We start from the raw sequence: 23,414 nt of genomic DNA, 5'->3' as shown, positions 1-23,414 counted from the left end.
CGCGTCCGGCGGCGGAAAAGGACTTGTGAGTGAGTACTCACTCATTTACTGTGGCCGCCATGCCACCCCGCGCCACGCCGCTGTCGCCCGACGACCGGCGGGAGATGCTCATCCGGGCCACCCGGCCGCTGCTCTACGAGCACGGGCGGCGGGTCACCACCCGGCTGATCGCCGAGGCGGCGGGGGTCGCCGAGGGGACGATCTTCCGTGTCTTCGACTCCAAGGACGACCTGATCGACACCACGATCGCGCGCGCCTTCGAGCCGGGGGACGTGCTGCACCGGCTCGACGAGATCGATCTCGGGCTGCCGCTGCGCGAGCGGATGGTGGCGATGACCTCCATCCTGCAGCAGCGATTCCTCGCGATCTTCGGGCTGATGAGATCCATGGGCTTCGTCGGCCCACCGGACCACCTGACCGAACGGCCCGAGATCAAGCAGGGCCTCGCCGAGGTGCACGACCGGCTCTACCTGCTCCTCGCCCCCGACATCGATCGGTTCGACCGTGATCCCGACCGGGTCCTCCATGTCTGGCGGCTGCTGACCTTCGCCGCGTCCCACGAGGAGATCGCCGACGGCGACCTGCTCACCCCCGTCGAGATCGTCGACACCGTCCTGGACGGTGTGCTGAGGAAGGACTCGCACTGATGCTGATCGGCCTCCTGCGCGACCACCTGCGCCCCTACAAGGGCTGGCTGTCGGCCATCGTCGTGCTGCAGTTCACCGGCACCGTGGCGATGCTCTACCTGCCCAGCCTCAACGCCGACATCATCGACAAGGGCGTCGCCCGCGGCGACACCGGGTATGTCGTCAAGATCGGCGGGCTCATGCTCGCCGTCGCGCTGGTCCAGGCCGCCTGCTCGATGGCCTCGGCCTGGTTCGGCGGACAGACCGCCATGGCGTTCGGCCGCGACCTGCGCAAGGCCGTGTTCGGCCGGGTCGGCAGCTTCTCGGCCCGTGAGGTCTCGACCTTCGGCGCGCCGTCGCTGATCACCCGCGCCACCAACGACGTCCAGCAGGTGCAGATGCTGGCGATGATGACCTGCCTGATGGCCGTGACCATCCCGATCATGATGGTCGGCGGCGTTATCATGGCGATGCGGGAGGACCTCGGCCTGTCCTGGCTCGTCGTCGCCGTCGTGCCGGTGCTCTTCGTCTGCATCGGCATCGTCGTGTCGCGGATGGTGCCGGCCTTCCGGCAGGTCCAGGAGCGGCTCGACGACGTCAACCGGGTCATGCGCGAGCAGATCTCCGGCATCCGGGTGGTCCGCGCGTTCGTCCGCGAGCCGCAGGAGGTCCGGCGCTTCGAGCGGGCCAACGACGACCTGACCGCGGTCTCGCTGCGCGCGGGCCGCTGGATGGCGCTGATGTTCCCGCTCGTGATGGCCGTGTCCAATGTCGCCAGCGTCGGCGTGATCTGGTTCGGCGGCCACCGGGTCGACGGCGGCCAGATGGAGGTCGGCGCGCTCACGGCGTTCCTGTCCTACCTCATGCAGATCCTGATGTCGGTGATGATGGGCACCTTCATGCTGATGATGATCCCGCGGGCCTCGGTCAGCGCGGACCGGATCGGCGAGGTGCTCGCCACCCGCACCAGCGTCGTACCCCCGGCGCGGCCGGTCACCGAGGTCGCCGTCTCCGGCCACCTCGACCTCGAGGGCGTGGGTCTCACCTATCCCGGCGCCGAGGCGCCGGTCCTGCGCGACGTCACGTTCTCCGCCCGGCCCGGCCAGACGATCGCCGTCATCGGCTCCACCGGGGCCGGCAAGACCACCCTGGTCAACCTGGTGCCGCGGCTGCTCGACGCCACCGAGGGCACGGTGCGGGTCGACGGTGTCGACGTGCGCGACCTGGAGCCGGAGCTGCTCCGGTCGCGGATCGGACTGGTGCCCCAGCGCGCCTTCCTGTTCTCCGGCACGATCGCCTCCAACCTGCGCTACGGCCGCCCGGAGGCCACCGACGAGGAGCTGTGGGCGGCGCTCGAGATCGCGCAGGGTGCCGACTTCGTCCGCGCGATGCCCGAGCAGCTCGAGACCGCGGTGTCGCAGGGCGGTACGACGGTCTCCGGCGGCCAGCGGCAGCGCCTCGCCATCGCCCGCGCGCTCGTCCGGCGTCCCGAGATCTACCTGTTCGACGACGCCTTCTCCGCCCTGGACGTCGCCACCGACGCCCGGCTGCGCGCGGCGCTCCGGCCGGTGACCCGCGACGCCACGGTGCTGATCGTCGCGCAGCGGATCGCGACCATCCGCGACGCCGACGTCATCCTCGTCCTCGAGGACGGCGAGGTCGTCGGCCAGGGCACGCACGACGAGCTGGTGCGCGACAACGCGACGTACCAGGAGATCGCCGCCTCGCAAGGCATCAGGGGAGAAGAGGAGGTCGTGGCATGAGCGAGGTCTCGACCGGCTCGGCCGGCGGGGGCAAGCCCCCCGCCAAGACGGGCACCATGAAGCAGACCGAGCGGATCGTCCAGCAGGGCGGTCCCGGACGCGGGCCGATGGGCGGCATGGTCGGCCAGAAGGCCGACGACTTCGGTACGTCGGCCCGGCGCCTGGTCGCGCGGCTGCGGCCGGCGCGGGGGCGCGCCGTCGCGGTCCTCCTGCTCGGCATCGGCAGCGTCGCCTCGGTCGTCGTCGGCCCATGGCTGCTGGGCCGCGCGACCGACGAGGTGTTCAACGGCTTCATCGGCGGCCGCCTGCCCGAGGGCAGCACCAAGGCCGACGCGGTCGCGAACGCCGAGGCCGCCGGCGACAGCGGGTTCGCCGACTTCCTGCGCGGCCTCGACGTCGTCCCGGGGCAGGGCGTCGACTTCGACAAGGTCGCCCACATCCTGCTCATCACTCTGCTCGTCTACGTCGGCGGGCAGGTTCTCGGCTGGCTGCAGGGCTATCTGGTCAACGACATCGTCCAGGCGACCGTGCGGCAGATGCGCACCGACGTGGAGGAGAAGGTGCACCGGCTCCCGCTGGCGTACTTCGACCGGCAGCCGCGGGGAGAGCTGCTCAGTCGGGTCACCAACGACATCGACAACGTCGCCCAGAACCTCCAGCAGACGATGAGCCAGCTGCTCACCTCGCTGCTGATGGTGGTCGGCGTCCTCGGTGCGATGTTCTGGGTCTCCCCGCTGCTCGCGGTCATCTCGCTGGTGTCCGTGCCGATCGCCATGTTCGTCACGAGCCGGATCATGAAGCGCTCGCAGACGCAGTTCATCAACCAGTGGCGCCAGACGGGCCGCCTCAACGCCCAGGTCGAGGAGTCGATCTCGGGACACGCCCTGGTCACCGTGTTCGGCCGGCGCGCGGCGGTCGAGGAGGAGTTCGACGCCGCCAACGAGGAGCTCTACCAGTCGTCGTACCGCGCGCAGTTCATCAGCGGGCTCGTGATGCCGATGATGATGCTGATCGGCAACCTCAACTACGTCGTGGTCGCGGTCGTCGGCGGCCTGCGGGTCGCGTCGGGATCGCTGTCGCTCGGTGAGGTGCAGGCGTTCATCCAGTACTCCCGGACCTTCACCCAGCCGATCACCCAGATCGCGTCGATGGCCAACCTGCTGCAGTCCGGCGTCGCCTCGGCGGAGCGGGTCTTCGAGCTGCTCGACGCCGACGAGGAGGTCGACCCGGTGGACGCCGGCGCGGCGGGCGGCGCGACGCATCCGACGCGCTCGGCCCGGACGAGGGGCGAGGTCGCGTTCGAGCACGTGGACTTCTCCTACGACCCCGACGAGCCGCTCATCGAGGACCTCTCGCTGATCGCCCACCCCGGCCAGATGGTCGCGATCGTCGGCCCCACGGGCGCCGGCAAGACCACGCTGGTCAACCTGATCATGCGGTTCTACGAGCTCGACGGGGGCCGGATCACCCTCGACGGGGTGGACGTGACGCAGATGTCGCGCGCGGAGCTGCGCAGCCGGATCGGGATGGTGCTGCAGGACACCTGGCTGTTCGAGGGCACCATCCGCGACAACATCGCCTACGGACGCCCCGACGCGACCGAGGAGCAGATCCGCGAGGCCGCGCGGGCGACGTACGTCGACCGGTTCGTGCACTCCCTGCCGGAGGGCTACGACACCCGCGTCGACGACGAGGGCTCCAACCTGTCGGCCGGTGAGCGGCAGCTGATCACCATCGCCCGAGCGTTCCTGGCCCAGCCGGCGCTGCTGATCCTCGACGAGGCGACGTCGTCGGTCGACACCCGCACCGAGCTGTTGCTGCAGCAGGCGATGGCGGCCCTGCGCTCCGACCGGACGTCCTTCGTGATCGCCCACCGGCTCTCCACCATCCGCGACGCGGACCTGATCCTCGTCATGGAGCACGGGCGGATCGTGGAGCAGGGCTCGCACGCGGAGCTCCTCGAGCGGGACGGCGCGTTCGCCCGCCTGCACGCGGCGCAGTTCGCCGCGGCGGCGGGGTGAGCGACCCGCCAGCGCGTCACGGCGCGCAGGGACTCAGCAGTCGGACCGGAAGTACGCCGGCTCGCCGCCCGTGACCGCGATGGCGGCGATCGGGGTGTCGCCGGTGACCTCGTCGGGCGGGGCGTCGAGCAGGAACCCGAGATAGGGGAGTCCGTCCTCCTCGCCCGGCGGGAAGACCGAGGCCTGGTCGAAGCCGTCGTCGACGGGTTCGGTGAGGTCGGGGAACGCCGCCGCAAGTTCGCCGTACGTCGAGCCGACCTGGAGGCCGCCGTGGTCGGTCGCCGGGCCCGGCGCGGTCACCCAGAGCTGGACGATGGTCGCGTCCTCGTCGGTCAGGACCCGCAGCCCGCGGCCGTCGGGGTCGTCCTTCCAGTGGATCAGCTCGCTCTCGCAGATCGCGGCGCCGTCGGCGAACAGACCGGTCGCCTCCCACTCCGCGCGGGTCATGCCGACCTGGGCGTCGCCGACGGCGGCCGGCCGGATCACCAGCGCGGGCAGGTCCACCGGCGCCGGGTCGGTCGGGCTGGGCGGCGGCTCGGTCGCCGGCGGGGTGCTGGCGGGTGCCGGACGAGCGTCGTCGGGATCGTCTGCGGGATCGTCGGCGGAGCAGCCGGCGAGCGCGGCGGCGCCGAGGGCGAGCAGCAGGGCGAGGGCAGGAGTACGCCGGGTCAGCGGTCCGGTCATGTCCTCCGCCTACCCGCGAACGCGACGTACCAACCGAATCTGTCGCCGGCCGGGCCGCCGGACGACGAATCCGGTCGGTGCGTGGTACACCCGGGTCAGCGGCGGAGCACCTTGCGTGCGAGCAGGTTGCCGCCGAGCTGGATGACCATGACGAACGCGACGAGGGCGAGGATCGAGGCCCACATGACGACGTCGTCGAACTGCCGGAAGCCGAAGCGCTGCGCGAACGAGCCGAGTCCGCCGCCCGCGACGACGCCGGCGATGGCGGTCATGTCGACGATCGCGACGAACGCGAAGGTGTAGCCGAGCACCAGCGGGCCGAGCGCCTCGGGGACGAGCACGCTGAACGTGATCCGCGCACGGCCGGCGCCCATCGCGCGCGCGGCCTCGATGACTCCGGGGCTGACCGTGACCAGGTTCTGCTCGACGATCCGGCTGATGCCGAAGGTCGCGGCGACCACGATCGCGAACGTCGCGGCGGGCGTCCCGATGCCGGTGCCGACCACGACCCGCGCCAGCGGCTGCAGGGCGGCGACGAAGATGACGAACGGGATCGGGCGGAAGAAGTTCACCACGACGTTGAGGACGACGTACGACGGCCGGTGGGCGTACAGCCCGCCCTTGCGGGTGAGGTACAGCCCGAGCCCGAGGGCGAGGCCGAGCAGGCCGCCGAGCACGAGCGCGGTGGTGGCCATCAACAGGGTCTCGCCGGCGGCCTGCCAGAACTCCGGTTGCAGCTCGCCGAGCCGCGTGTCGATCGCGAGGCCGGGTGTCACGGCCCTCATCACGCGACCTCCGTCCAGCTGACGAGGGAGCCGATCTCGGTCAGGGCCCGTTCGATCGCGCCGGCGTCGCCGGCGAGGGCGAGGGTCAGGTTGCCGAACGTCGTGCCCTGGACCTCCTCGATGCCGCCGTAGACGAGCTCGAAGGCCACGTCGTGGCGCAGGAGGGTCGCGAACACCTCGGACTGGCGGACCTCATGGCCGCGGAACGCCAGCCGGACGAGGCGACCCGGGTGACGGGCGCGGAGCGCGGCGAGCGCGTCGGCGTCCGGGAGGTCGTCGACCACGGTGCCGACGAACCGCCGCGTCACCGGGTGCCGCGGGTCGGCGAAGAGGTCGACGGTCCGGCCCTGCTCGACCACACGGCCCGCCTCCATCACCGCGACGCGGTGGGCGATGCGGCGTACGACGTCCATCTCGTGGGTGATGAGCAGGATGGTGATGCCGAGCTCGCGGTTGACCCGCGCGAGCAGGTCCAGCACGTCCCGGGTGGTGTCGGGGTCGAGGGCGCTGGTGGCCTCGTCGGCCAGCAGCAGCCGCGGCTCGGTGGCGAGCGCGCGGGCGATGCCGACGCGCTGCTTCTGGCCGCCGGACAGGTCGCCGACCCGGGCGTGCGCCTTGTCGGCCAGGCCGACGAAGTGCAGCAGCTCGGAGATCCGGCGCTGCTGCTCGGCGCGGGACCGCCCGGCGACGCTGAGGGGGAAGGCCAGGTTTCCCCAGACGGTGCGCGACTCCATCAGGTTGAACTGCTGGAACACCATCCCGATGCCGAGCCGCAGCTCGCGCAGGCGCTTCTCGGGCAGTGTGGTCACCTCGACGCCGTCGACGACCACGCTGCCCGAGGTGACCGGCTCGAGGGCGTTGACCAGCCGGACCAGCGTCGACTTGCCGGCCCCGGAGTGGCCGATGATCGCGAAGATCTCGCCGGGCTCCACGCGGAGGTCGACGCCGTCGACGGCCCGGTGCGCGCGGTCGCCGCGGCGGGCGCCGGGGAAGTCCTTGACGACGCCACGCAGCTCGACGAGGGGAGCGGTCACTGCTGGGCGCGGATCTGCTTCTCGACCTCGTGCAGGCTCTGCTCGAGCTCGGCCTGGCCGAGGGTGACGAACTCGGCGGTGCCGCCGGCGGCCGCGTCCACGCCGTCCAGGACGGCCTGCGTCTGCTGGTAGACCTCGACCAGCCGGCGGAGCACCGGGTTGTCCTTGTCCTCGGCACGGACCGCGAAGATGTTGACGTACGGCACGGCCGTGGGGTCGCTGGCGTCGTCGACGACGATCGCGTCGTCGAACGAGAGCCCGGCGTCCTCGACGAAGTCGTTGTTGACGATCGCCGCGGCCACGTCGGGCAGCGAGGTCGGCGTCAGGTCGGCCTGCAGCGCCTTCACCTTCACCCGCGAGGCGGCCTCGTCGACGTCCGCGACGGTGGAGAAGATCGAGCCGCCGCCCTCGAGCTCGATCAGGCCGGCCGACTGCAGCACCAGCAGGCCGCGGGCCTGGTTGGAGTCGTCGTCGGGGACGATCACGGTCGCGCCGTCGGGGATGTCGGCGACGTCGTCGTACTTGTCGGAGTAGAGGCCGAGGGGATAGATCGCGGTCGCGCCGAGTGGGACCAGGTCGTCGTCGTTGGCGACGTTGTACTCCGCCAGGTAGACGATGTGCTGGAACTGGTTGGCGTCCAGCTCGCCCTCGGCGAGCGCCGGATTGGGGAGCGGGTACTCCGCGAAGTCGCGGATCTCCAGCTCGATCCCGGCCTCGCGGGCAGCGTCCTCGAACGTGGTCCAGTAGGGGTCGCTGGCGCCGACGGTGCCGAGCACGACCTTGACCGGGTCGTCCTTCGACGGCTCGGCCTGCTCCGTGGCGCCGTCGCCCCCGGTCGCGCGGCGGGTCTCGTCGCCGTCGCGGGTGAGGAGGAACACCGCGGCGGCGACCACGGCCAACGCCACCACCACCGCGCCGACGACGAGCGGCAGGCGGGACTTCGGGGCCTCGATGAGGGGATGCGGGTCGGACATGCCAGGTCAAAGGCGACTGGGCCGCTCGACATTCCGTCCCGGGGACGTTGGCTCCGTCACAGGCGGCGTGGAAGGCCGCGCCGAGAGGCGTGCGCGGGGCGCGGCGGCGAAATCCCGTTGTGCACGCCGGCCGCCCGACCTACCGTTGTCGCACACGGGAAAGGAGGTGGTCCGAAGAATGATTTCTCATCGGATGCGTGAGGTGGCTGCCCGCTAGCAGCCCAGCCGTTCTGAAGGCTGCGCGCGAATCCAACGCAGCCACCCGACCCGCAGGTGAGCCCGGACCATCCACCGGGCGGGGTCCCGTCCCGGGGCCACACCTGCGGGTCGCTGCATTTCGGCCCGTCCGCCGGCGTGCCCGGCGCCGGTGTCGCGCGTCACAGAAGGTTGTCGCACATCAACCAATCGTCATATGGTTGATCTACGACAACTATTCGAGTGATGACGAGAAGAGATGACGACTCGATGACGACAGCTCCGTCGGCCACCGCCGAACCGGGCCAGATGACGCACCGCGAGATCATGGAGGCCCTCACCGGGCTCCTGCTCGCGATGTTCGTGGCCATGCTCTCCAGCACCGTGGTGAGCAACGCCCTCCCCGCGATCGTGACCGACCTGAAGGGCAGCCAGACCGGCTACACCTGGGTCGTGGTCGCGACGCTCCTGACGATGACGGCGACCACCCCGATCTGGGGCAAGCTCGCCGACCTCTTCAGCAAGAAGCTCCTCGTGCAGGTGGCGCTGGTCATCTTCTCGGCCGGTTCGGTCGTCGCCGCGGTGGCGCCCACCATGAGCGTGCTGATCGGCGCGCGCGCCTTCCAGGGCCTCGGGGTCGGTGGCCTGACCGCCCTGGTCCAGGTGGTGATCGCGTCGATGGTGTCCCCGCGCGAGCGTGGCCGCTACAGCGGCTACATCGGCGCGGTCTTCGCCACCGCGACGGTCAGCGGCCCGCTGCTCGGCGGCCTGATCGTGGACAGCCCGATGGGCTGGCGCGGCTGCTTCATCGTCGGGATCCCGATCGCGGCGATCGCCTTCGTCGTCCTGCAGAAGACCCTCCACCTGCCCACGATCAAGCGGGACGTGAAGATCGACTACCTCGGTGCCACCCTGATCATGGCCGGCATCAGCCTGATCCTCGTCTGGGTCAGCCTCGCGGGCACCAACTTCGACTGGGTGTCCGGTACGTCGGCGGCGCTGGTCGCGGGCAGCGTGGTGCTGATCGGTGCCGCGCTGTGGGTGGAGGCGAAGGTCGCGACCGAGCCGGTGATCCCGCTGCGACTGTTCCGCGACCGCACCACCAGCCTCGCCACGGCGGCCTCGGTGATGATCGGCGTCGCGATGTTCGGTGCGACGGTCTACCTGAGCCAGTACTTCCAGCTCGCGCGGGGCATGAGCCCCACCGAGGCGGGCCTGATGTCGGTCGCGATGGTCGGGGGCCTGCTCGTCTCCAGCATCGTGAGCGGCCGGATCATCACGCGGACCGGGCTGTGGAAGCGGTGGCTGGTCGGCGGCATGGTCTTCGTCATCGCCGGCATCGCACTGCTCGGCACGATCGACACGACCACCTCGCTGTGGGTGATCGGCGGCTACATGGCGCTCACCGGCATCGGGCTGGGCGCGACCATGCAGAACCTGGTGCTCTCGGTGCAGAACAACGTCGCGATGGAGGACCTCGGCGCGGCCAGCTCCGTGGTCGCGATGTTCCGTTCGATCGGCGGCTCCGCGGGCGTCGCCGCCCTGGGCGCGGTCCTCGCCCACCAGGTGACCAGTGGGGTCAAGGACGGCGTGACCAGCCTGGCGAAGGCCGGCAAGATCAGCCAGGAGCAGCTCAGCGCGATGGAGCACTCCACCGGCGACATCCCCAGGCTGTCGGACCTGCCGGGCCCGATCCGGTCCGTCTACGAGGCCTCCTTCGGCGACGCCGTGGGGCACCTGTTCCTCGTCGCCGCGCCCTTCGCGGTGGTCGCCTTCCTGTGCATCCTGTTCATCAAGGAGGTCCCGTTGCGCACCACGAACGGCCCGGCCGAGGCGGCCCCGGCCGCCACGCCCGCCGGGACGACCGCGTCCGGCCGGGCGTCGGCGCCGACCGTCGCGGAGTCCGAGGTCGAGGCGGCCCTGGTCGCCGCCGGCGAGGCGGCCGACTACCCGGGCTACGAGATCGAGAGCGGGCGCGCCGACGAGGGCCGGCGGCGATGAGCACCCCGGCGCCGGCCGCGCTGAGCCGCACCGACGCGTTGCGCGACCTCGAGGCCGAGGTCGGCGTACTGATCCGCCGGGTCCGGCGGGTGATCGGCGAGCGGGCGCGCGCCGTGCACCCGGAGCTGATGCCGTCGTCGTACCTCATGCTCGGCTACGTCCGCGACCACGGCCCGCTGCGCGCCTCCGCGATGTGTGCGGTGTTCGAGATCGACAAGGGCGCGATCAGCCGGCAGGTGCAGCACCTCATCGAGCTCGGCCTGGTCGACCGCTCCCCGGACCCCGAGGACGGCCGGGCGACCCTGCTCAGCGTGAGTGCGCACGGTGCCGAGCGGCTCGCCGCCGTCGCGGCCGAGCGCCGGGAGCTGCTCGACGAGCGGCTGGGGGACTGGCCGGCGGAGGAGCTGCGGGACTTCGCGGTGTCGCTGCGGCGCTACAACGACGCGCTGGGCATCCCGGCCGATCGCTGACCGTCTGCCCCGCTGCGACAGTCCCGGCCCACAAGCACCGGAAACCGGCGTCGAACGGTGCTTGGGGGCCGGGACCATCGCGGTCGGGTCAGCGGATCCAGACGGCCGTGTCCGGCGGCAGCGTGGCGCCGGGCAGTGGGCCGCTGCTGATCAGCACCTCGCCCGCCGGCAGCGGCGCCGCCTCGGAGCCGGCGTTGAGGACGATCGCCACGTCGCCGCGGAGGACGACGAGCAGGTCGTCGTCGGCGACCGCGGTGGTCGCCTCACCGGCGCCGGCGAACACGGCCCGCCGCGCCGCGAGGGCGCGCCGGTAGAACGCCAGCGTCGAGTCCGGGTCGTCCTGTTGCGCCTCCACGCTGAGCGGCCCCCAGTCCGCGGGCTGGGGGATCCACGGCTGGCTGCCGGGCGGTCCGCCGAATCCGTACGGCGGCGCGTCGCCCGACCACGGCAGCGGGACCCGGCAGCCGTCGCGGCCCGGCTGGCCGGTTGCCCCCGGTTGACGCAGCCACGACGGGTCCTGACGCGCCTCGGGAGGCACGTCCACCTGCTCGAGGCCGAGCTCCTCGCCCTGGTAGAGGTATGCCGAGCCCGGCAGCGCGAGCATGGTCAACGTGGCGGCGCGCGCCCGGGCGAGACCGACCGGCCCGCCGCCGTACCGGGTCGGGTGGCGCTCGACGTCGTGGTTGGACAACACCCAGGTCGGTGCCGCATCCGCCGCCGCGACCGCGGCGATCGAGTCGTTGATGACGTGGGCGAAGGCCCGCGCCGACCACGGCGTGCCGAGCCAGCCGAAGTTGAAGGCCTGGTGGAGCTCGTCGGAGCGGATGAACATCGCCATCGACTCCGCGGTCTGCGTCCACGCCTCGGCCACCGCCATCCGGTCGCCGGGATAGGAGTCGAGCACGCGCCGCCAGCGGCGGTAGACCTCGTGCACCTCGGGCTGGTCCCACATCGGCTCGTCGTTGAGCACCCGCTCGACCATCGACTCGGCGAGCTTCGCCGGCTGCTCCGGACGCTTCTGGTCGCGCAGCGTGGCCTCCTTGTAGAGCCCGTGCGCCACGTCGACCCGGAAGCCGTCGACCCCGCGGTCCAGCCAGAAGCGCAGCACGTCCTCGAACATGTCACCGACCTCGGGATTGCGCCAGTCGAGGTCGGGCTGCGAGGTGTCGAACAGATGCAAGTACCACTGTGTCTTCTGGGCCGAGCGTGTCGCAGACGCCGCTCGCCGCCCGGGACTCGCTTCGCTCGCCCCACGGGCATCGCGGAGTGCCGCTTCGCTGCCCGCCTCGTCCGGCACCCGGGTCCAGGCAGGGCCACCGAAGATCGAGTTCCAGTTGTTGGGCGGCTCGGCGCCGTCCGGTCCACGGCCGGGGCGGAAGATGTAGCGCGCCCGCTCGGGCGAGTCTGGGTCGGCGGCCAGCGCCGCTCGGAACCAGGGGTGCTGGTCGGAGGTGTGGTTGGGAACCAGATCGACGATCACCCGCAGTCCCAGGCCGTGGGCCGTCTCCAGCAGTCGGTCGACGTCGGCGAGCGTGCCGAACAGCGGGTCCACGTCGGTGTAGTCCGCGACGTCGTACCCGTGATCCTTCTGGGGCGAGGTGTAGAACGGCGTGATCCACAGCGCGTCGACCCCGAGGTCGCGCAGATAGGGCAGGCGGGCGGTGATGCCGGGCAGGTCGCCGATGCCGTCGCCCGCCCCGTCCGCCGGCAGGCCGTCGGCGAAGCTGCGCACGTAGACCTGGTAGACCACGGCGTCCCGCCACCACGGACGATCGGTGGGGGCGGTCACGCGAAGTCCCGCGGGTCGACGGTGAACCACACGTGCTCGGCGGTCGCGACCACCTCGTCATCGGGGCCGTAGAGCGTCGCCGCGGTGTAGGTCCGGCGGCCGTCCAGGCCACGCTGCTCCCCGACGACGACATAGCGCTCCGACGTGCGCGGCACGCTGCGGACCTCGGCCGTCATCCGTCCCAGCACCGACGGGCGGCCCTCGAGGTCGCTCGACCAGCCACCCGGGCAGTCGAGGGCGGCCCAGGCCACCGGCACCGCGCTGTCGTACGGCGTCCAGGTGGCTGCGACCCGGTCGCCGCCGACCGCTCCGGGGAAGATCCGCAGGCCGTCGCCGACGCGCCGGTCGGGGCCGCACACGTAGCAGGTGGGGAACGGATGGGTCCGGTGGCCGGGGTAGTGGGCCTCGGCGTCGGCCGCCACCGTCGCCGGGACCGGTGCCACCGGCACCGGCCGCGCTTCGGCGTACACCGCCTCCGCGACGACCTCGCCGTCGTGGGTCAGGGTCGCGCCGGCGGCGGTCGGGAGCACGGGCATGGGGCGGTCGAGGGGAGGCGGCCGGCGCAGGGTGACGGTGACGGCGGTGCCGAGGCCCTGCGCGGGCAGCGTCGCGGCGAGCGCGCCCGCGGTCCAGCCACCGTTGCCCGAACGGGGCGGTCCGTTGAAGCGGTGCGGGACGATCAGCGGAGGCAGGGAGGTCACCGGGCCAGCATGGCAGGCGGGTGGTGTGCGCCCTTTCTCTTAATGGGTCAGAATAGGGGGGTGAGCGATCTCATCGACACCACCGAGATGTACCTCCGCACGATCTACGAGCTGATCGAGGAGGGCATCATCCCCCTGCGGGCGCGCATCGCCGAGCGCCTGCACCAGAGCGGGCCGACGGTGTCGCAGACGGTGGCCCGGATGGAGCGCGACGGCCTGCTGACCGTCGAGGGCGACCGCCACCTCGAGCTGACCGAGGAGGGCCACCGCCTCGCCACCCGCGTCATGCGCAAGCACCGCCTCGCCGAGCGGCTCCTCACCGACGTGATCGGCCTCGAGTGGGAGCTGGTCCACGAGGAGGCCTGCCGCTGGGAGCACGTGATGTCCGAGACCGTCGAGCGCCGTCTCATCGAACTGCTCGGTCACCCCACCGAGTCGCCCTACGGCAATCCGATCCCCGGCCTCGCCGAGCTCGGCCAGGACGCGGTCGGCGAGAACTTCATGGCCGACGTCGAGCCGCTCTCCCAGGCCGCTGGCGCGGAGAGCGCCCGCGCCGTGGTCCGCCGCATCTCCGAGGAGATGCAGAAGGACGACGCCCTGATGAGCGCCATGCGCCGGGTCGGCGCCCTGCCCGACAAGACCATCACCATCCAGGCCACCTCCGACGGGGTCCTGGTCGGCTCCGGTGGCGAGACCGCCGAGATCTTCCCTGAGGCGGCGGATCACATTTTTGTGAAGCGGTTGTAGGGGCGCCGGGCCGCGTGAGTTTCACCGGCCGGCCGGTGAAACTCACGCCTGGACGAGGAAACTTCCTCGTCCCAGCATGAGTTTTCTCGTCCCGGCTCACGTTATGACAACGCTCCCGGGCCCTCCGGCCGCCGGCACGGACGCCGGCACGGACGCCGGCACGGACGCCGGGGCAGGCGCCCGTACGGCGGCCAGGGCCGGCAGCCAGTCGCTCGTCCCGGCATCCACGGTGTACGACGCCAGGTCGTCGCCGCGGGTCGGGCCGCGGTTGACGACGACCACCGGGATCCCGCGCTGGGCCGCGCGGCGGACGAACCGCAGGCCGCTCATCACGGTCAGGCTGGAGCCGGCGACGAGGAGAGTGCCGCCGGTGGGGGCGAGCGCCTCGACGGCCGCGTAGCACCGCTCGACCCGCGGCTTCGGGACGTTCTCGCCGAAGAACACCACATCCGGCTTGAGCGGGCCGGCGCAGTCGGTGCAGGTGGGGACGACGAAGTCGGCGGTGTCGTCGAGGTCGACGTCGCCGTCGGGGCGGGTCGCGACGGCGGCGTGCCGCGCCGCCCAGCCGGGGTTGGCGTCCTCGAGCCGCTGCTGCAGCGCCCGCCGCGGCGTCGTACGCCGGCACGCGAGGCACACCACGTCGGCGATCCGCCCGTGCAGGGCGACCAGGGCAGGCGTTCCCGCGGCCTCGTGGAGACCGTCGACGTTCTGGGTGATGACGAGGTCGGCGCCCAGTGCCGCCACGGCGCGGTGCCCGGGGTTGGGCTCGGCGCGGCGCATCCGCGACCAGCCCAGGTGGCTGCGCGCCCAGTACCGCTGCTGGGCGGCCGGCCCCGACACGAACTCCTGGTAGGTCATCGGCATCCGCGCGGGCGCGCCGGGTCCGCGGTAGTCCGGGATGCCGGAGTCGGTGGAGAGCCCGGCACCGGTGAGCACGACGAGGGGCCCGCGGGCGCACAGGTCGAGCGCGGCCCGCTGATCGGGGCGCCGGCCGACGAGGGTCACCGGTCCAGGGTACGCAGCGGCACGAACACGTACCGGCCGTGCCGCTCGACGCGCAGCATGTCCCCGGCCACGGGACCGACCAGCACGCCGCCGCGGCGCAGCTGGCCGACCAGGGCAGGGGGCAGCACGTCCGCGTCGGCCGATACCAGCACCCGGTCGTACGGCGCCGACGCCGGCCAGCCGAGGACCGCCGGGTCGGCCTGGTGCAGCTCGACGCGACGGCTCCGGCCGAGGGCGGCCCGTGCCATGGCGAGCACCTCCGGGATCAGCTCCACCCCCACGACGTGTCCGTGCGGCCCGGCCAGGTGGGCCAGCAGCGCGGTCGACCAGCCGGAGCCGCAGCCGACGTCGAGGACCCGGTCGCCGGGCTCGACGTCGAGGAGCGTGAGCATCGCCCGCACCGTCGACGGCTGGGAGTTCGTGACGCCGTACCCGAGGGGCAGGGCCTGGTCCACCGCGGCGTACCGCCGCTGGTCGGGAGGCAGGAAGCCCGCGCGCTCGACGGCGGCGAAGGCGGCGCTGACGCGGCGCTCAGCCGTAGCGGAGCCGCGCACGCTCGCGCGCCTTCTCGGCCTCGACCTCCCGGTTCTTCGGTGGCGCCGTCGTCACCAGGTCGTCGAGGAGGTGCTGGGTGATGTGGGCGATCTCCGCGACGGCCCGGTCGAAGACCTCCTGGTTGGCCTGGCTGGGCTTCGTCGAGCCGCTGACCTTGCGGACGAACTGCAGCGCGGCCGCGGTCACCTCGTCCCGCGTGGCCGGGGGCTCGAAGTTGTTGAGCGGACGGATGTTGCGGCACATGCCTCCACGGTACGCCGGGAGGCAGGCGTGCCACGGGCTACAGCTCGAAGAACTGCGCATCCTCGCCGGTCACCAGCACCACCCGGCCGTCGGGAAGCGGCACGGTCCGCACCCGGTCGACGTCGGTGCCGTACTCCACTTGGACCCGGCGCTCGTGCAGGCGGCCGCCGGCGAGCTTGAGGACCGAGAGGTAGCCGACCCGGCGGCTGCCGGAGCGCTGGACGACGGTGAGGATCGTGCGGTGGTCGGGGAGCCAGGTGAACGCGCGGGGGTCGGTGCCGGCGAGCGGTTGGGTCCGGCGGCCGTAGCCGAGGACGTCGAGACGGGTCACCTTCCGGGTGTCGCGGACGTCGAAGAGCCCGACCTGGGCGCCCCAGCCGGCGCGGCCCTCAGGACCCTGCGGCCCCTCGCCGACGCCGATGAGCCGGGCCCGGCCGAGCGGATGGAGGTACGAGGAGAAGCCGGGGATCTTCAGCTCGCTGAGCAGTCGGGGCGCCGCGGTGTCGGTGAGGTCGACGGCATAGAGCGGGTCGATCCGCCGGAAGGTCACCAGGATCGCGAGATCGTCGAACCAGCGCACCGAGCGGATCTCCTCGTTGCGGCCCAGCCCGTCGAGCCGGCCGCGCTCGACGAGGTCCCGGCCCTGCCGCTCGAGGGTGAGCACCGAGTTGAAGTCGCCGGTCTCGCTGGTCGGGCCGACGGCCACGCGGAGCACGCCGCCGGCCTCGTCGAGCGACCAGCGGTCGCGGATCGCGCCCTCGACCTCGCCGGACGCGACGTGGGTGGCGCGGGTCCCGTCGAGCGCGAAGTCGAAGAGGTACGACGTCCCGCCGGTCCCGCTGCCCGGCACGAACCGCGGCATGACCGTCGCCCGGTCGGCGCACCAGTCGAGGCAGCCCCACCCCCCGCCGGCCGCGGCGGCGAGGTAGAGGTGGTCGGCGGACTCGTAGGCGACGTCGGTCAGCCCCGCCAGCCCGATCGCGTCCAGGGTGCCGGCGTCGCCGGCGTCGAAGCCGACCACGCTCGTGGTGCCGAGGGCGAGGTCGTCGGAGAGGAGGGCGACATCGCGGCAGTCGAGCAGCTGCGCGGCCGCGCCGTCGTCGACGGACACCGTCGGCAGCCAGTCCGCGAGGGTGCTGTCCTCGACGGCCTGCCGGTTGTGGGCGAGCGCCTCGTCGGGGCTGCGCTTGCCGGTGGGCTGCACGAAGTCGAGGTCGGGCAGGCCGTTGGCGAGGACCAGGCGGACGGTGTCGCCGTGCTGGCGTGCCGAGAGCCGCCCGCCGTCGTACCGGACGTCGTCGACGACCTCGGGCGCGGCGGGGTCGGCCAGCGACACGGTCAGCACCCGGGTGCCGCGGACCCCGGTGGGGCCGGTGGGGCCGCGGACGTCGCCGATCGCCACCACGGTGTCGCCGGCCAGCAGGATCTCGGGCTCGACGACGCCGGGCAGGTCGACGGAGGAGAGCCTGACGGTCGAGGAGCCGGTCACGTCGTACACGTCGAGGCGGTCGCGCCGCTCGACGAGCATCAGGCTGCCGTCGGTCTTGACGGTGTCGGGCTCGTCGACGCCCTCCTCCTGGACGTTGGTGCCGGTCTCGCTGCTGGTCTGCCGCTCGGTCCGCGGCGCCGCGACGGCGTGGCCGGTCGCGGGGTTCGCCGACGTGGTCGACAGATCGTTGCGGAGGGTGTCGTTGAGCGCGCCCGACTGCAGGGCCGCTGTCGGGACCGCGCCCCAGCCCCACGGCCCGACGACGTCCAGCCCCCGCCGGACGTACGACGCCAGCAGGTCGTCGCAGGACGCCGCCGCCTCCAGGTCGGCCTGGAAGGCGACGTGGCGCGGCAGCCGGTCGGGTCCGGCCGGGCCGGCGCCAGGCCCGCCAGGCCCGCCAGGCCCGCCGCCGGGGCCGCCGGCCAGGGTGCCGACGACGAACGCGCCCGCCAGCGCGGTCGCGGCGCCGGCGGTGAGCACGGGCCGCAGGACCGGCCGCCGGCGCCGGCGGCGTTCCCTGGCCGTCGCGGCGAGGATCGCGCCGACCGGCGCCGGGGCGGTCGGATAGTCGTCCCAGAGGTTCTCGAGGTCGGTCATGACGGGCTCCGTCCGGAGAGGTCGAGCAGATGGTCGTCGGCGGCGAGGTGGGCCAGCGCGCGGGACAGGCGGCTCTTCACCGTCCCCGCGGGGATGCCGAGGGCCTCGGCGGTCTGGCGCTCCGTGAGCTGGACGAAGTACCGGAGCACGACGACCTCGCGGTTGGGCTTCGTCAGGCCGCCGAGCGCCCGGTGGACGGCGTCGGCGAGCGCGACCCGGTCGGTCTCGTCGGGCTCGGCCGTGCGCGCCCCGTCGATCGGGGCGTCGTACTGCCGGTCCTTCCACCAGCGGGTACGGCGGCTGTCGCGCAGGCAGTTGAGCAGCATCCGGTAGACGTAGGCGTCCCGGTTCTCGGCCTCGGTCACCCGGCTCCAGCCGGTGTAGCAGCGCACCAGCGTGGTCTGGGCGAGGTCCTCCGCCTCGTGCGGCCGCGCGCCGAGGAAGACGGCGGCGCGGACCAGGCTCGACCAGCTCTGCTGGACATAGTCGGCGTACGCCGCCTCGATCTCGGGTTCCACAAGGTCTCCTCGCTGTGCTGAACCTATGACGGAGCCCGGGCCGCGAAGGGTTCCATCGAGTTCGCGACCGATGGAAGAGTGGGGGCCATGGCAGACAGCGCGCGCCCGTACGACGTCGTCCTGTTCGGCGCCACCGGCTTCACCGGGGGGCTCACCGCCGACTACCTCGCCGAGCACGCCCCGACCGGCCTGCGCTGGGCGCTCGCCGGCCGCAGCGAGCAGCGGCTCGCGGCGGTCCGCGACCGCCTGGCCGCCTCCCACGAGCGGCTCGCCGACCTGCCGCTGCTGGTCGCCGACGCGACCGACGCCGAGGCCCTGGCCGAGGTGGTGGCGACCACGAAGGTGGTCGCGACGACGGTCGGGCCCTACATCGAGCACGGCGGCCCGCTGGTCGCCGCCTGTGCCACGGCGGGCACCGACTACGTCGACCTCACCGGCGAGCCCGAGTTCGTCGACCGGACCTATGTCGAGCACAACGCCGCCGCGGAGGGATCCGGCGCCCGGCTGGTGCACTCCTGCGGGTTCGACTCGATCCCGCACGACCTGGGTGCCTACTTCACGATCGGTGAGCTGGCGAAGGAGGTCGGCGGGCAGATCACCACGCCGGTCACCATGCGCGGCGTGGTTCGCAGCAGGGCCGGCTTCTCCGGCGGCACCTTCCACTCCGCGCTCACCGCGTTCTCCCGGGCCCGGCAGATGAAGGAGGCCGCGTCGGCGCGACGGCGCCTCGAGCCGCGGCCCGAGGGCCGGCGCTCCCGCGCGGTCGCCGGTCGGCCCCGCCGCGACCCCGACCTCGGCTACTGGCTGCTGCCGCTGCCCACGATCGACCCGTTCGTCGTCGCCCGCAGCGGCGCCCACCTGGCGTCGTACGGGCCGGCGTTCACCTACTCCCACTACGCCGGCACGAAGACCCTGCGCTACGCCGCGGGTGGCGCGGTGGGCGTCACCGGACTGACGCTGGCCGCGCAGGTGCCGTCCCTGCGCAACGCCCTCCTGAAGCGGGTTCCCCAGGGCGAGGGGCCCTCGCCGAGCCGCCGCGAGAAGTCCTGGTTCACCGTCGACTTCGTCGCGGAGACCGCGGGGGCGAAGGTCCGCACGCGCGTGTCCGGCGGCGACCCCGGCTACACCGAGACCGCCACGATGCTGGCCGAGTCCGCGCTGTGCCTGGCCCTCGACGACAACCCCAACGTGGCGGGCCAGGTCACGACCGCCACCGCGATGGGCGAGGCGCTCCTCGGCCGCCTGCAGCGAGCGGGGATCGTGTTCGAGCGTCGCTGACCGCGGTCCCGCTCACCGGACGTCCTCGCCCGGGGGTGCCCGACGAAGCAACCGCTTGGGTACGCTGCTCGCGGCGCTCGGGGGCGCGCCATGGGGAGATGACCGTGCGGCGCCGGGGAGGGCCGACGTCCGCGCGCGTCCAGGGAGAGAGGGCCCGGCGATGGGGCGCGGGAGCGAACGACGTACGTCCGAGCGCGGCGCGAGCGCGCTGCTCGTGGCGCTGTTCTTGTCGGTGGCGATGGTCGCGACGGCGTTCGCGGTCGACCTCGGCCTCCAGCGGGTGCTGCGCCGCGACCTGCAGGCGGTCGTCGACGTCGTCGCGCTCGACCTCGCCCGCGAGCTGACCGGCAAGAAGGCGGGGGAGTACGACGCGGCGGCCCGGGCGGTCATCGACGCCGCCAAGCGCGACAGCCTGCGCCGCAACGACCGGCTCGTCGGCGGGGAGGTACCCGCGTCCGAGGTCGCATGGGAGCTGGTGTCGCTCCACGACGGCGCCTGGCGGCCGGCGGCGGCCACCGAGATCCCCGGCGGCGTGCGCGTGACGGCACGCTCCGACGTCGGCTTCGCGTTCGGTGCCTTCACCGGTGTCGACCGGGGCGGCGCGACCCGCACCGCCGTGGCGTCGGCCCGCGCCGGTGCCTGCCTGCGGGTGGGTTCGTACGCCGCCCAGCTGGACACCCAGCGCTCCTGGCTGTTGCATCCGCTGCTCGGCGAGCTGCTCGGCTCGGACCTCGCGCTGGCACTGCTCGATCCCGAGGCGGGGCTCGCGGGGGTGGACCTCAACCTGCTCGACCTGATCGACGAGCTGGACCCCCTCGTCAGCGCCGACATCTCGGCGGCCTCCTTCACCGAGGTGGCCGGCGTGGCGGTCGGCCTGTCGGAGCTGATGCTCGCCGCGATCCACGCGCTGGAGCGACAGAGCGGCCGGCTCGCGGAGATCGACCTGCTGCGCGACGTCTACAACGGCATCCAGGCGAACCTCCCGGCGGTGGGGATCGAGCTCAGCGACCTGGTCCGGCTCGCGACGGCCGACGACGCCGCGGCCAACCTGGACCTCGACCTGTTCGACCTCGTCGCCGGGTCGCTGGCGATCGCCAACGGCACCAACGTCATCAGGCTGCCCCTGACCGTGCGCCTGCCGCTGCCCCTGGGACCCGACGGAACCAGTCTGGTCGACCTGAGCGCCTCGGTGAAGGTCGGGCAGAAGCCCGTCGTCGACTGCGTCAAGGCGGAGAGCTCGCAGATCGAGATCGAGCTCCGCGGGGACGCGCTCGCGCTCGACCTCGGCGTCATCGCGGTCCGAGTCCCCCTCACGGTCCGGCTGACCCTCGCCGACGCGAGCGCCACGGTCACCGCCGTCGAGTGTCTGCCGGAGGGCAAGCGGATCGCGATGCTCGTCGACAGCGGCCTCCTCGGGGTCGACGTCCGCCTCGGACAGCGCGCGGACGACCCGGCCTCGCCGAAGCTGCGCGTCTCGCTGCTGGACGTGGGCATCCCGGGCTGGGACGGCATCGAGGTGGTGAGCGGGACCGTGGTCCTGGCGAGCGGGGCGAACCCGAACCGGCCGACCCGCAGCGAGCACCTCGACATCGTCGACGAGAACTACGACGTCAGCGTGCCCATCCGGCAGGGCGGCCTGGGCGTCCCGGACCTGTTCCTCGCGGTCAACAGCCTCAAGCTGCTCGGCGGTCTCGGTCCGCTGTCCGACCTCCTGGAGTTCCTCGGCATCCCGAGCCTGGCGCAGTGGGTCGTCGACCTGGTGCTCCAGGGCGTCGTCAACCCCCTGAAGAACAACCTCGACGCGTGGCTGCTCGCCCCGCTGCTCGACGCACTGGGCGCCGACCTCGCCGGTGGCACCGTGAGCGCGGTGAAGCCGGTCGACTGCGGGATGCCCCGGCTGACCGGCTGAGCAGGCTGAGGCCGGCGGACGCTCAGCCCGGGCAGGGATCCATGTCGAAGCTCGTGGACCGGGTGGTGGTCTGCCCGGCCCGGTCGACGGCGGTGACCGTGGCCGAGACGGCGCCGCCGATCGGGAAGGGGCCGATGGTGGCCGACCAGGTGCTGCCGGAGGAGGACATCGCCCTGTGGTCGCTGCCGCTGGCGCCCGACCAGGAGACGCGCACCGACTGCAGCCCAGAGGCGTCGGTGATCGTCGTGGTCACGGTCCGCCCGGAGCAGTCGGTGGGGCCGCCGACCGTGATCGTGCCGACGACCGGCGGCCGGTCGACGGTGACCTGGACCGACAGGACGAGGGTGCCGCCGGACCAGGTGAGGTCGACGGTGCCGGTGCTGCTGCCCTCACCGAGGGTGGCGCGGTCGACCGTGATGGTCAGGGGTGCACCGGCCCCGGGGGCCAGCGATCCGCCCTTCGGGGAGACCGACAGCCAACCCGCCCGCGGCCGCGCGCGGTAGTCCAGGGCGGCGCCGCCGGCGTTGCTCACGCGGACCGAGCCCGTGCTCCTCGCCCCGAGCCGCAGAGTGCGGGTCGACACCCGCAGCATGCCGGCCGCCGCGGCGGACCCGGTGGCCGCGGTCTCGCCCGCCGTCTCGCTCGGGGGCTCGGTCGTGGGCGTCTCCGGACCCTGGGTCACGGACGGCGGCGCCACGGATCCGGGTGCGGCCGGGGTGGCCGGGGTGGTCGGGGTGGTCGGCGAGGTGACCGACGGGTCCGGCGGGGTCGCCGCCGCGGTGCCGCGCGCGGGATCGGTCGCCACGGCCGGATCGGCGCCGTCGGGCCACCACGTCATTGCGGCGATCCCGCCCAGCACCAGCAGCAGTGCCACCAGGCCGGCCAACAGCGCGCGGCGCGGAGCGCTCCCGGTGCCCGCGCCCCCGGCCGCGGCCGGGCGGGGGCCGCCGGCGTCGACGTAGTAGCCGACCAGCCGCTCGTCGCCCAGCACCCGGTCGCGGAGCGCGGCGGGCGCGGCGAAGGCCGGGACGCCGGCGAGGAGGGCGAGCGGGCTGACCATGAGCCGGCGCCGGGTCTCGCACACCTCGCAGCGGTCGATGTGCCGGGCGACCCGCTTGCGGATCAGCGGGGAGAACCGCCCGTCCCAGTCGGTGAGGATGCCGGACAGGTCGGCACACAGCTCGCTGCCGCGGCGGGCGATGAGCAGCGCCCCGAGCGACCGCTCGACCTGGTCCCGCGCCCGGCTGAGCATGACGTAGGAGCTCTGCGGCGTCACCTCCATCGCCGCCGCCAGCTCGGCGCCCTCGAGGCCCTGGCGCAGGTGCAGGTCGAGCAGCGCCCGGTCGCGGTCGTTGAGACCCTCGATCGCCGCCCAGACCAGCTCGCGCAGCTCGTCTCGGACCGCCGCGTCGGTGATGTGGTCCTCGGGTCCGCTGCCGTGGTCAGGCATGGCCTCGAGCCACTCGTCGTCGTGCGCCTCGCGCGCCCGCCCCCGCAGCGTGCGCAGGCACTCGTTGCGCACCACGGAGTACAGCCACGGACGCAGCCGCGACGGGTCGCGCAGCTGGCCGACCTTCTCCGCCATCACGACGAAGGCGTCCGCGACGCAGTCCGCCGCCTCCTCGCGGCTGCGGAGCATCGAGTGGGCGAAGTCGTGCAGCCGGTCGGCGTACCGCTCGTAGACGCCCGCGAACGCCTCCCGGTCGCCCGCGAGGACGCCCGCGACGAGGGTCGCGTCGTCGGCAGGCGGGCCCGAGGCGGTCATGGCGTGATCGTAGGGACACAGGGGTGTGAGCGCCCACGGTTCCCGACCTTGCGTTTTGTTGGGCCGAGCGTGTCGGAGATCGACCTCGCCGCCCGGTCCTCGCTGCGCTCGGACCGCGGGCGTCGGTCGATGCGGCTGCGCCGCCGTCCGCCACGCTGCCGGCCGTGCTGCGCTCGGACCGCGGGCGTCGGTCGATGCGGCTGCGCCGCCGTCCGCCACGCTGCCGGCCGTGCCGCGCTCGGACCGCGGGCGTCGTCGATGAAGC

At 73.1% G+C, this 23,414-nt stretch carries 20 protein-coding genes; 8 read left to right on the top strand and 12 right to left on the bottom strand.

Annotated features, from left to right (window positions below):
- The first annotated feature begins 59 nt into the window (after positions 1 to 59).
- Genes ACPZVR_RS06850 through ACPZVR_RS06840 form a run of 3 tightly spaced genes read left to right on the top strand, consistent with a single transcriptional unit; the run spans position 60 to position 4,410 of the window.
- Positions 60 to 647 (top strand): TetR/AcrR family transcriptional regulator, encoded by a 588-nt coding sequence (locus tag ACPZVR_RS06850; protein WP_436698832.1) that lies wholly within the window; start codon positions 60 to 62, stop codon positions 645 to 647.
- Entirely contained in the window at positions 647 to 2,389 is a 1,743-nt protein-coding gene (locus ACPZVR_RS06845; protein ID WP_436698831.1) for an ABC transporter ATP-binding protein, read from the top strand. The genes ACPZVR_RS06850 and ACPZVR_RS06845 overlap by 1 nt, the downstream gene beginning before the upstream one ends.
- Positions 2,386 to 4,410 carry an ABC transporter ATP-binding protein gene (locus ACPZVR_RS06840; RefSeq protein ID WP_436698830.1) on the top strand — a complete coding sequence of 675 codons (2,025 nt, stop codon included), beginning with the start codon at positions 2,386 to 2,388 and terminating at the stop codon, positions 4,408 to 4,410. Before ACPZVR_RS06845 ends, ACPZVR_RS06840 begins: the two co-directional genes overlap by 4 nt.
- 33 nt (positions 4,411 to 4,443) lie before the next feature.
- On the opposite strand, the gene ACPZVR_RS06835 is transcribed toward ACPZVR_RS06840, so the two are convergent.
- The 4 genes from ACPZVR_RS06835 to ACPZVR_RS06820 form a co-directional block, all read right to left on the bottom strand.
- Positions 4,444 to 5,094, bottom strand: a complete 651-nt coding sequence (locus ACPZVR_RS06835; protein ID WP_436698829.1) for a hypothetical protein — start codon at positions 5,092 to 5,094, stop codon at positions 4,444 to 4,446.
- Positions 5,095 to 5,189: 95 nt separating this feature from the next.
- Complete coding sequence (locus ACPZVR_RS06830) at positions 5,190 to 5,879, bottom strand: methionine ABC transporter permease (RefSeq protein WP_436698828.1); 690 nt, start codon at positions 5,877 to 5,879, stop codon at positions 5,190 to 5,192.
- Entirely contained in the window at positions 5,879 to 6,913 is a 1,035-nt protein-coding gene (locus ACPZVR_RS06825) for a methionine ABC transporter ATP-binding protein (protein WP_436698827.1), read from the bottom strand. Before ACPZVR_RS06825 ends, ACPZVR_RS06830 begins: the two co-directional genes overlap by 1 nt.
- On the bottom strand, positions 6,910 to 7,887 hold the full coding sequence (locus ACPZVR_RS06820) for a MetQ/NlpA family ABC transporter substrate-binding protein (RefSeq protein ID WP_436698826.1): 978 nt from the start codon (positions 7,885 to 7,887) through the stop codon (positions 6,910 to 6,912). The genes ACPZVR_RS06825 and ACPZVR_RS06820 overlap by 4 nt, the downstream gene beginning before the upstream one ends.
- A gap of 465 nt (positions 7,888 to 8,352) precedes the next feature.
- On the opposite strand from ACPZVR_RS06820, the gene ACPZVR_RS06815 reads away from it, so the two are divergent.
- Both ACPZVR_RS06815 and ACPZVR_RS06810 read left to right on the top strand, forming a co-directional pair.
- Positions 8,353 to 10,083, top strand: a complete 1,731-nt coding sequence (locus ACPZVR_RS06815; protein WP_436698825.1) for an MDR family MFS transporter — start codon at positions 8,353 to 8,355, stop codon at positions 10,081 to 10,083.
- Complete coding sequence (locus ACPZVR_RS06810; protein WP_436698824.1) at positions 10,080 to 10,553, top strand: MarR family winged helix-turn-helix transcriptional regulator; 474 nt, start codon at positions 10,080 to 10,082, stop codon at positions 10,551 to 10,553. The genes ACPZVR_RS06815 and ACPZVR_RS06810 overlap by 4 nt, the downstream gene beginning before the upstream one ends.
- An 88-nt stretch (positions 10,554 to 10,641) precedes the next feature.
- Here ACPZVR_RS06810 and ACPZVR_RS06805 read toward each other — a convergent pair whose 3' ends face one another.
- Entirely contained in the window at positions 10,642 to 12,342 is a 1,701-nt protein-coding gene (locus tag ACPZVR_RS06805; protein WP_436698823.1) for a glycoside hydrolase family 13 protein, read from the bottom strand.
- The gene (locus tag ACPZVR_RS06800) at positions 12,339 to 13,043 is read right to left on the bottom strand and encodes a hypothetical protein (protein ID WP_436698822.1); all 705 of its coding nucleotides are present in this window, start codon (positions 13,041 to 13,043) and stop codon (positions 12,339 to 12,341) included. The genes ACPZVR_RS06805 and ACPZVR_RS06800 overlap by 4 nt, the downstream gene beginning before the upstream one ends.
- A 60-nt stretch (positions 13,044 to 13,103) precedes the next feature.
- Between ACPZVR_RS06800 and ACPZVR_RS06795 the strand changes: the two genes are divergently transcribed.
- Positions 13,104 to 13,790 (top strand): iron-dependent transcriptional repressor DtxR, encoded by a 687-nt coding sequence (locus tag ACPZVR_RS06795; protein WP_436698821.1) that lies wholly within the window; start codon positions 13,104 to 13,106, stop codon positions 13,788 to 13,790.
- A 96-nt stretch (positions 13,791 to 13,886) separates the two neighbouring features.
- Here the strand turns inward: ACPZVR_RS06795 and ACPZVR_RS06790 are convergent, their stop codons facing one another.
- The 5 genes from ACPZVR_RS06790 to ACPZVR_RS06770 are packed head-to-tail and all read right to left on the bottom strand — an operon-like array spanning position 13,887 to position 18,197.
- On the bottom strand, positions 13,887 to 14,795 hold the full coding sequence (locus ACPZVR_RS06790; protein ID WP_436698820.1) for a Sir2 family NAD-dependent protein deacetylase: 909 nt from the start codon (positions 14,793 to 14,795) through the stop codon (positions 13,887 to 13,889).
- Positions 14,792 to 15,349 (bottom strand): protein-L-isoaspartate O-methyltransferase family protein, encoded by a 558-nt coding sequence (locus ACPZVR_RS06785; RefSeq protein ID WP_436698819.1) that lies wholly within the window; start codon positions 15,347 to 15,349, stop codon positions 14,792 to 14,794. The genes ACPZVR_RS06790 and ACPZVR_RS06785 overlap by 4 nt, the downstream gene beginning before the upstream one ends.
- Positions 15,327 to 15,593: a DUF2277 domain-containing protein gene (locus ACPZVR_RS06780; RefSeq protein ID WP_436698818.1), complete on the bottom strand. Its 267-nt coding sequence runs from the start codon at positions 15,591 to 15,593 to the stop codon at positions 15,327 to 15,329. Before ACPZVR_RS06780 ends, ACPZVR_RS06785 begins: the two co-directional genes overlap by 23 nt.
- A gap of 37 nt (positions 15,594 to 15,630) precedes the next feature.
- A complete protein-coding gene (locus ACPZVR_RS06775) occupies positions 15,631 to 17,679 on the bottom strand; it encodes a beta-propeller domain-containing protein (RefSeq protein WP_436698817.1) in 2,049 nt (682 codons plus the stop codon).
- Positions 17,676 to 18,197 carry a SigE family RNA polymerase sigma factor gene (locus tag ACPZVR_RS06770; protein ID WP_436698816.1) on the bottom strand — a complete coding sequence of 174 codons (522 nt, stop codon included), beginning with the start codon at positions 18,195 to 18,197 and terminating at the stop codon, positions 17,676 to 17,678. The genes ACPZVR_RS06775 and ACPZVR_RS06770 overlap by 4 nt, the downstream gene beginning before the upstream one ends.
- A gap of 87 nt (positions 18,198 to 18,284) precedes the next feature.
- Between ACPZVR_RS06770 and ACPZVR_RS06765 the strand changes: the two genes are divergently transcribed.
- Both ACPZVR_RS06765 and ACPZVR_RS06760 read left to right on the top strand, forming a co-directional pair.
- Positions 18,285 to 19,475 carry a saccharopine dehydrogenase family protein gene (locus ACPZVR_RS06765; RefSeq protein WP_436698815.1) on the top strand — a complete coding sequence of 397 codons (1,191 nt, stop codon included), beginning with the start codon at positions 18,285 to 18,287 and terminating at the stop codon, positions 19,473 to 19,475.
- 160 nt (positions 19,476 to 19,635) lie between these two features.
- Positions 19,636 to 21,384: a Tad domain-containing protein gene (locus ACPZVR_RS06760; protein ID WP_436698814.1), complete on the top strand. Its 1,749-nt coding sequence runs from the start codon at positions 19,636 to 19,638 to the stop codon at positions 21,382 to 21,384.
- 22 nt (positions 21,385 to 21,406) lie between these two features.
- On the opposite strand, the gene ACPZVR_RS06755 is transcribed toward ACPZVR_RS06760, so the two are convergent.
- Positions 21,407 to 23,149, bottom strand: a complete 1,743-nt coding sequence (locus tag ACPZVR_RS06755; RefSeq protein ID WP_436698813.1) for a sigma-70 family RNA polymerase sigma factor — start codon at positions 23,147 to 23,149, stop codon at positions 21,407 to 21,409.
- Positions 23,150 to 23,414: the final 265 nt, after the last annotated feature.

This window comes from Nocardioides segetis, from assembly GCF_051390595.1.
In the GTDB taxonomy this organism is placed as follows: domain Bacteria; phylum Actinomycetota; class Actinomycetes; order Propionibacteriales; family Nocardioidaceae; genus Nocardioides.
Note: the sequence above shows the minus strand (reverse complement) of the source record. Positions and strands in the feature narration are given on the sequence as shown.

Bases quoted from the DNA above. Each gene is read 5' to 3' on its own strand.
- ACPZVR_RS06765 (WP_436698815.1), top strand. From the start codon at position 18,285: ATGGCAGACAGCGCGCGCCCGTACGACGTCGTCCTGTTCGGCGCCACC.
- ACPZVR_RS06835 (WP_436698829.1), bottom strand. From the start codon at position 5,094: ATGACCGGACCGCTGACCCGGCGTACTCCTGCCCTCGCCCTGCTGCTC.
- ACPZVR_RS06810 (WP_436698824.1), top strand. From the start codon at position 10,080: ATGAGCACCCCGGCGCCGGCCGCGCTGAGCCGCACCGACGCGTTGCGC.
- ACPZVR_RS06815 (WP_436698825.1), top strand. From the start codon at position 8,353: ATGACGACAGCTCCGTCGGCCACCGCCGAACCGGGCCAGATGACGCAC.
- ACPZVR_RS06780 (WP_436698818.1), bottom strand. From the start codon at position 15,593: ATGTGCCGCAACATCCGTCCGCTCAACAACTTCGAGCCCCCGGCCACG.
- ACPZVR_RS06830 (WP_436698828.1), bottom strand. From the start codon at position 5,879: ATGAGGGCCGTGACACCCGGCCTCGCGATCGACACGCGGCTCGGCGAG.
- ACPZVR_RS06820 (WP_436698826.1), bottom strand. From the start codon at position 7,887: ATGTCCGACCCGCATCCCCTCATCGAGGCCCCGAAGTCCCGCCTGCCG.
- ACPZVR_RS06850 (WP_436698832.1), top strand. From the start codon at position 60: ATGCCACCCCGCGCCACGCCGCTGTCGCCCGACGACCGGCGGGAGATG.
- ACPZVR_RS06760 (WP_436698814.1), top strand. From the start codon at position 19,636: ATGGGGCGCGGGAGCGAACGACGTACGTCCGAGCGCGGCGCGAGCGCG.
- ACPZVR_RS06755 (WP_436698813.1), bottom strand. From the start codon at position 23,149: ATGACCGCCTCGGGCCCGCCTGCCGACGACGCGACCCTCGTCGCGGGC.
- ACPZVR_RS06840 (WP_436698830.1), top strand. From the start codon at position 2,386: ATGAGCGAGGTCTCGACCGGCTCGGCCGGCGGGGGCAAGCCCCCCGCC.
- ACPZVR_RS06845 (WP_436698831.1), top strand. From the start codon at position 647: ATGCTGATCGGCCTCCTGCGCGACCACCTGCGCCCCTACAAGGGCTGG.
- ACPZVR_RS06775 (WP_436698817.1), bottom strand. From the start codon at position 17,679: ATGACCGACCTCGAGAACCTCTGGGACGACTATCCGACCGCCCCGGCG.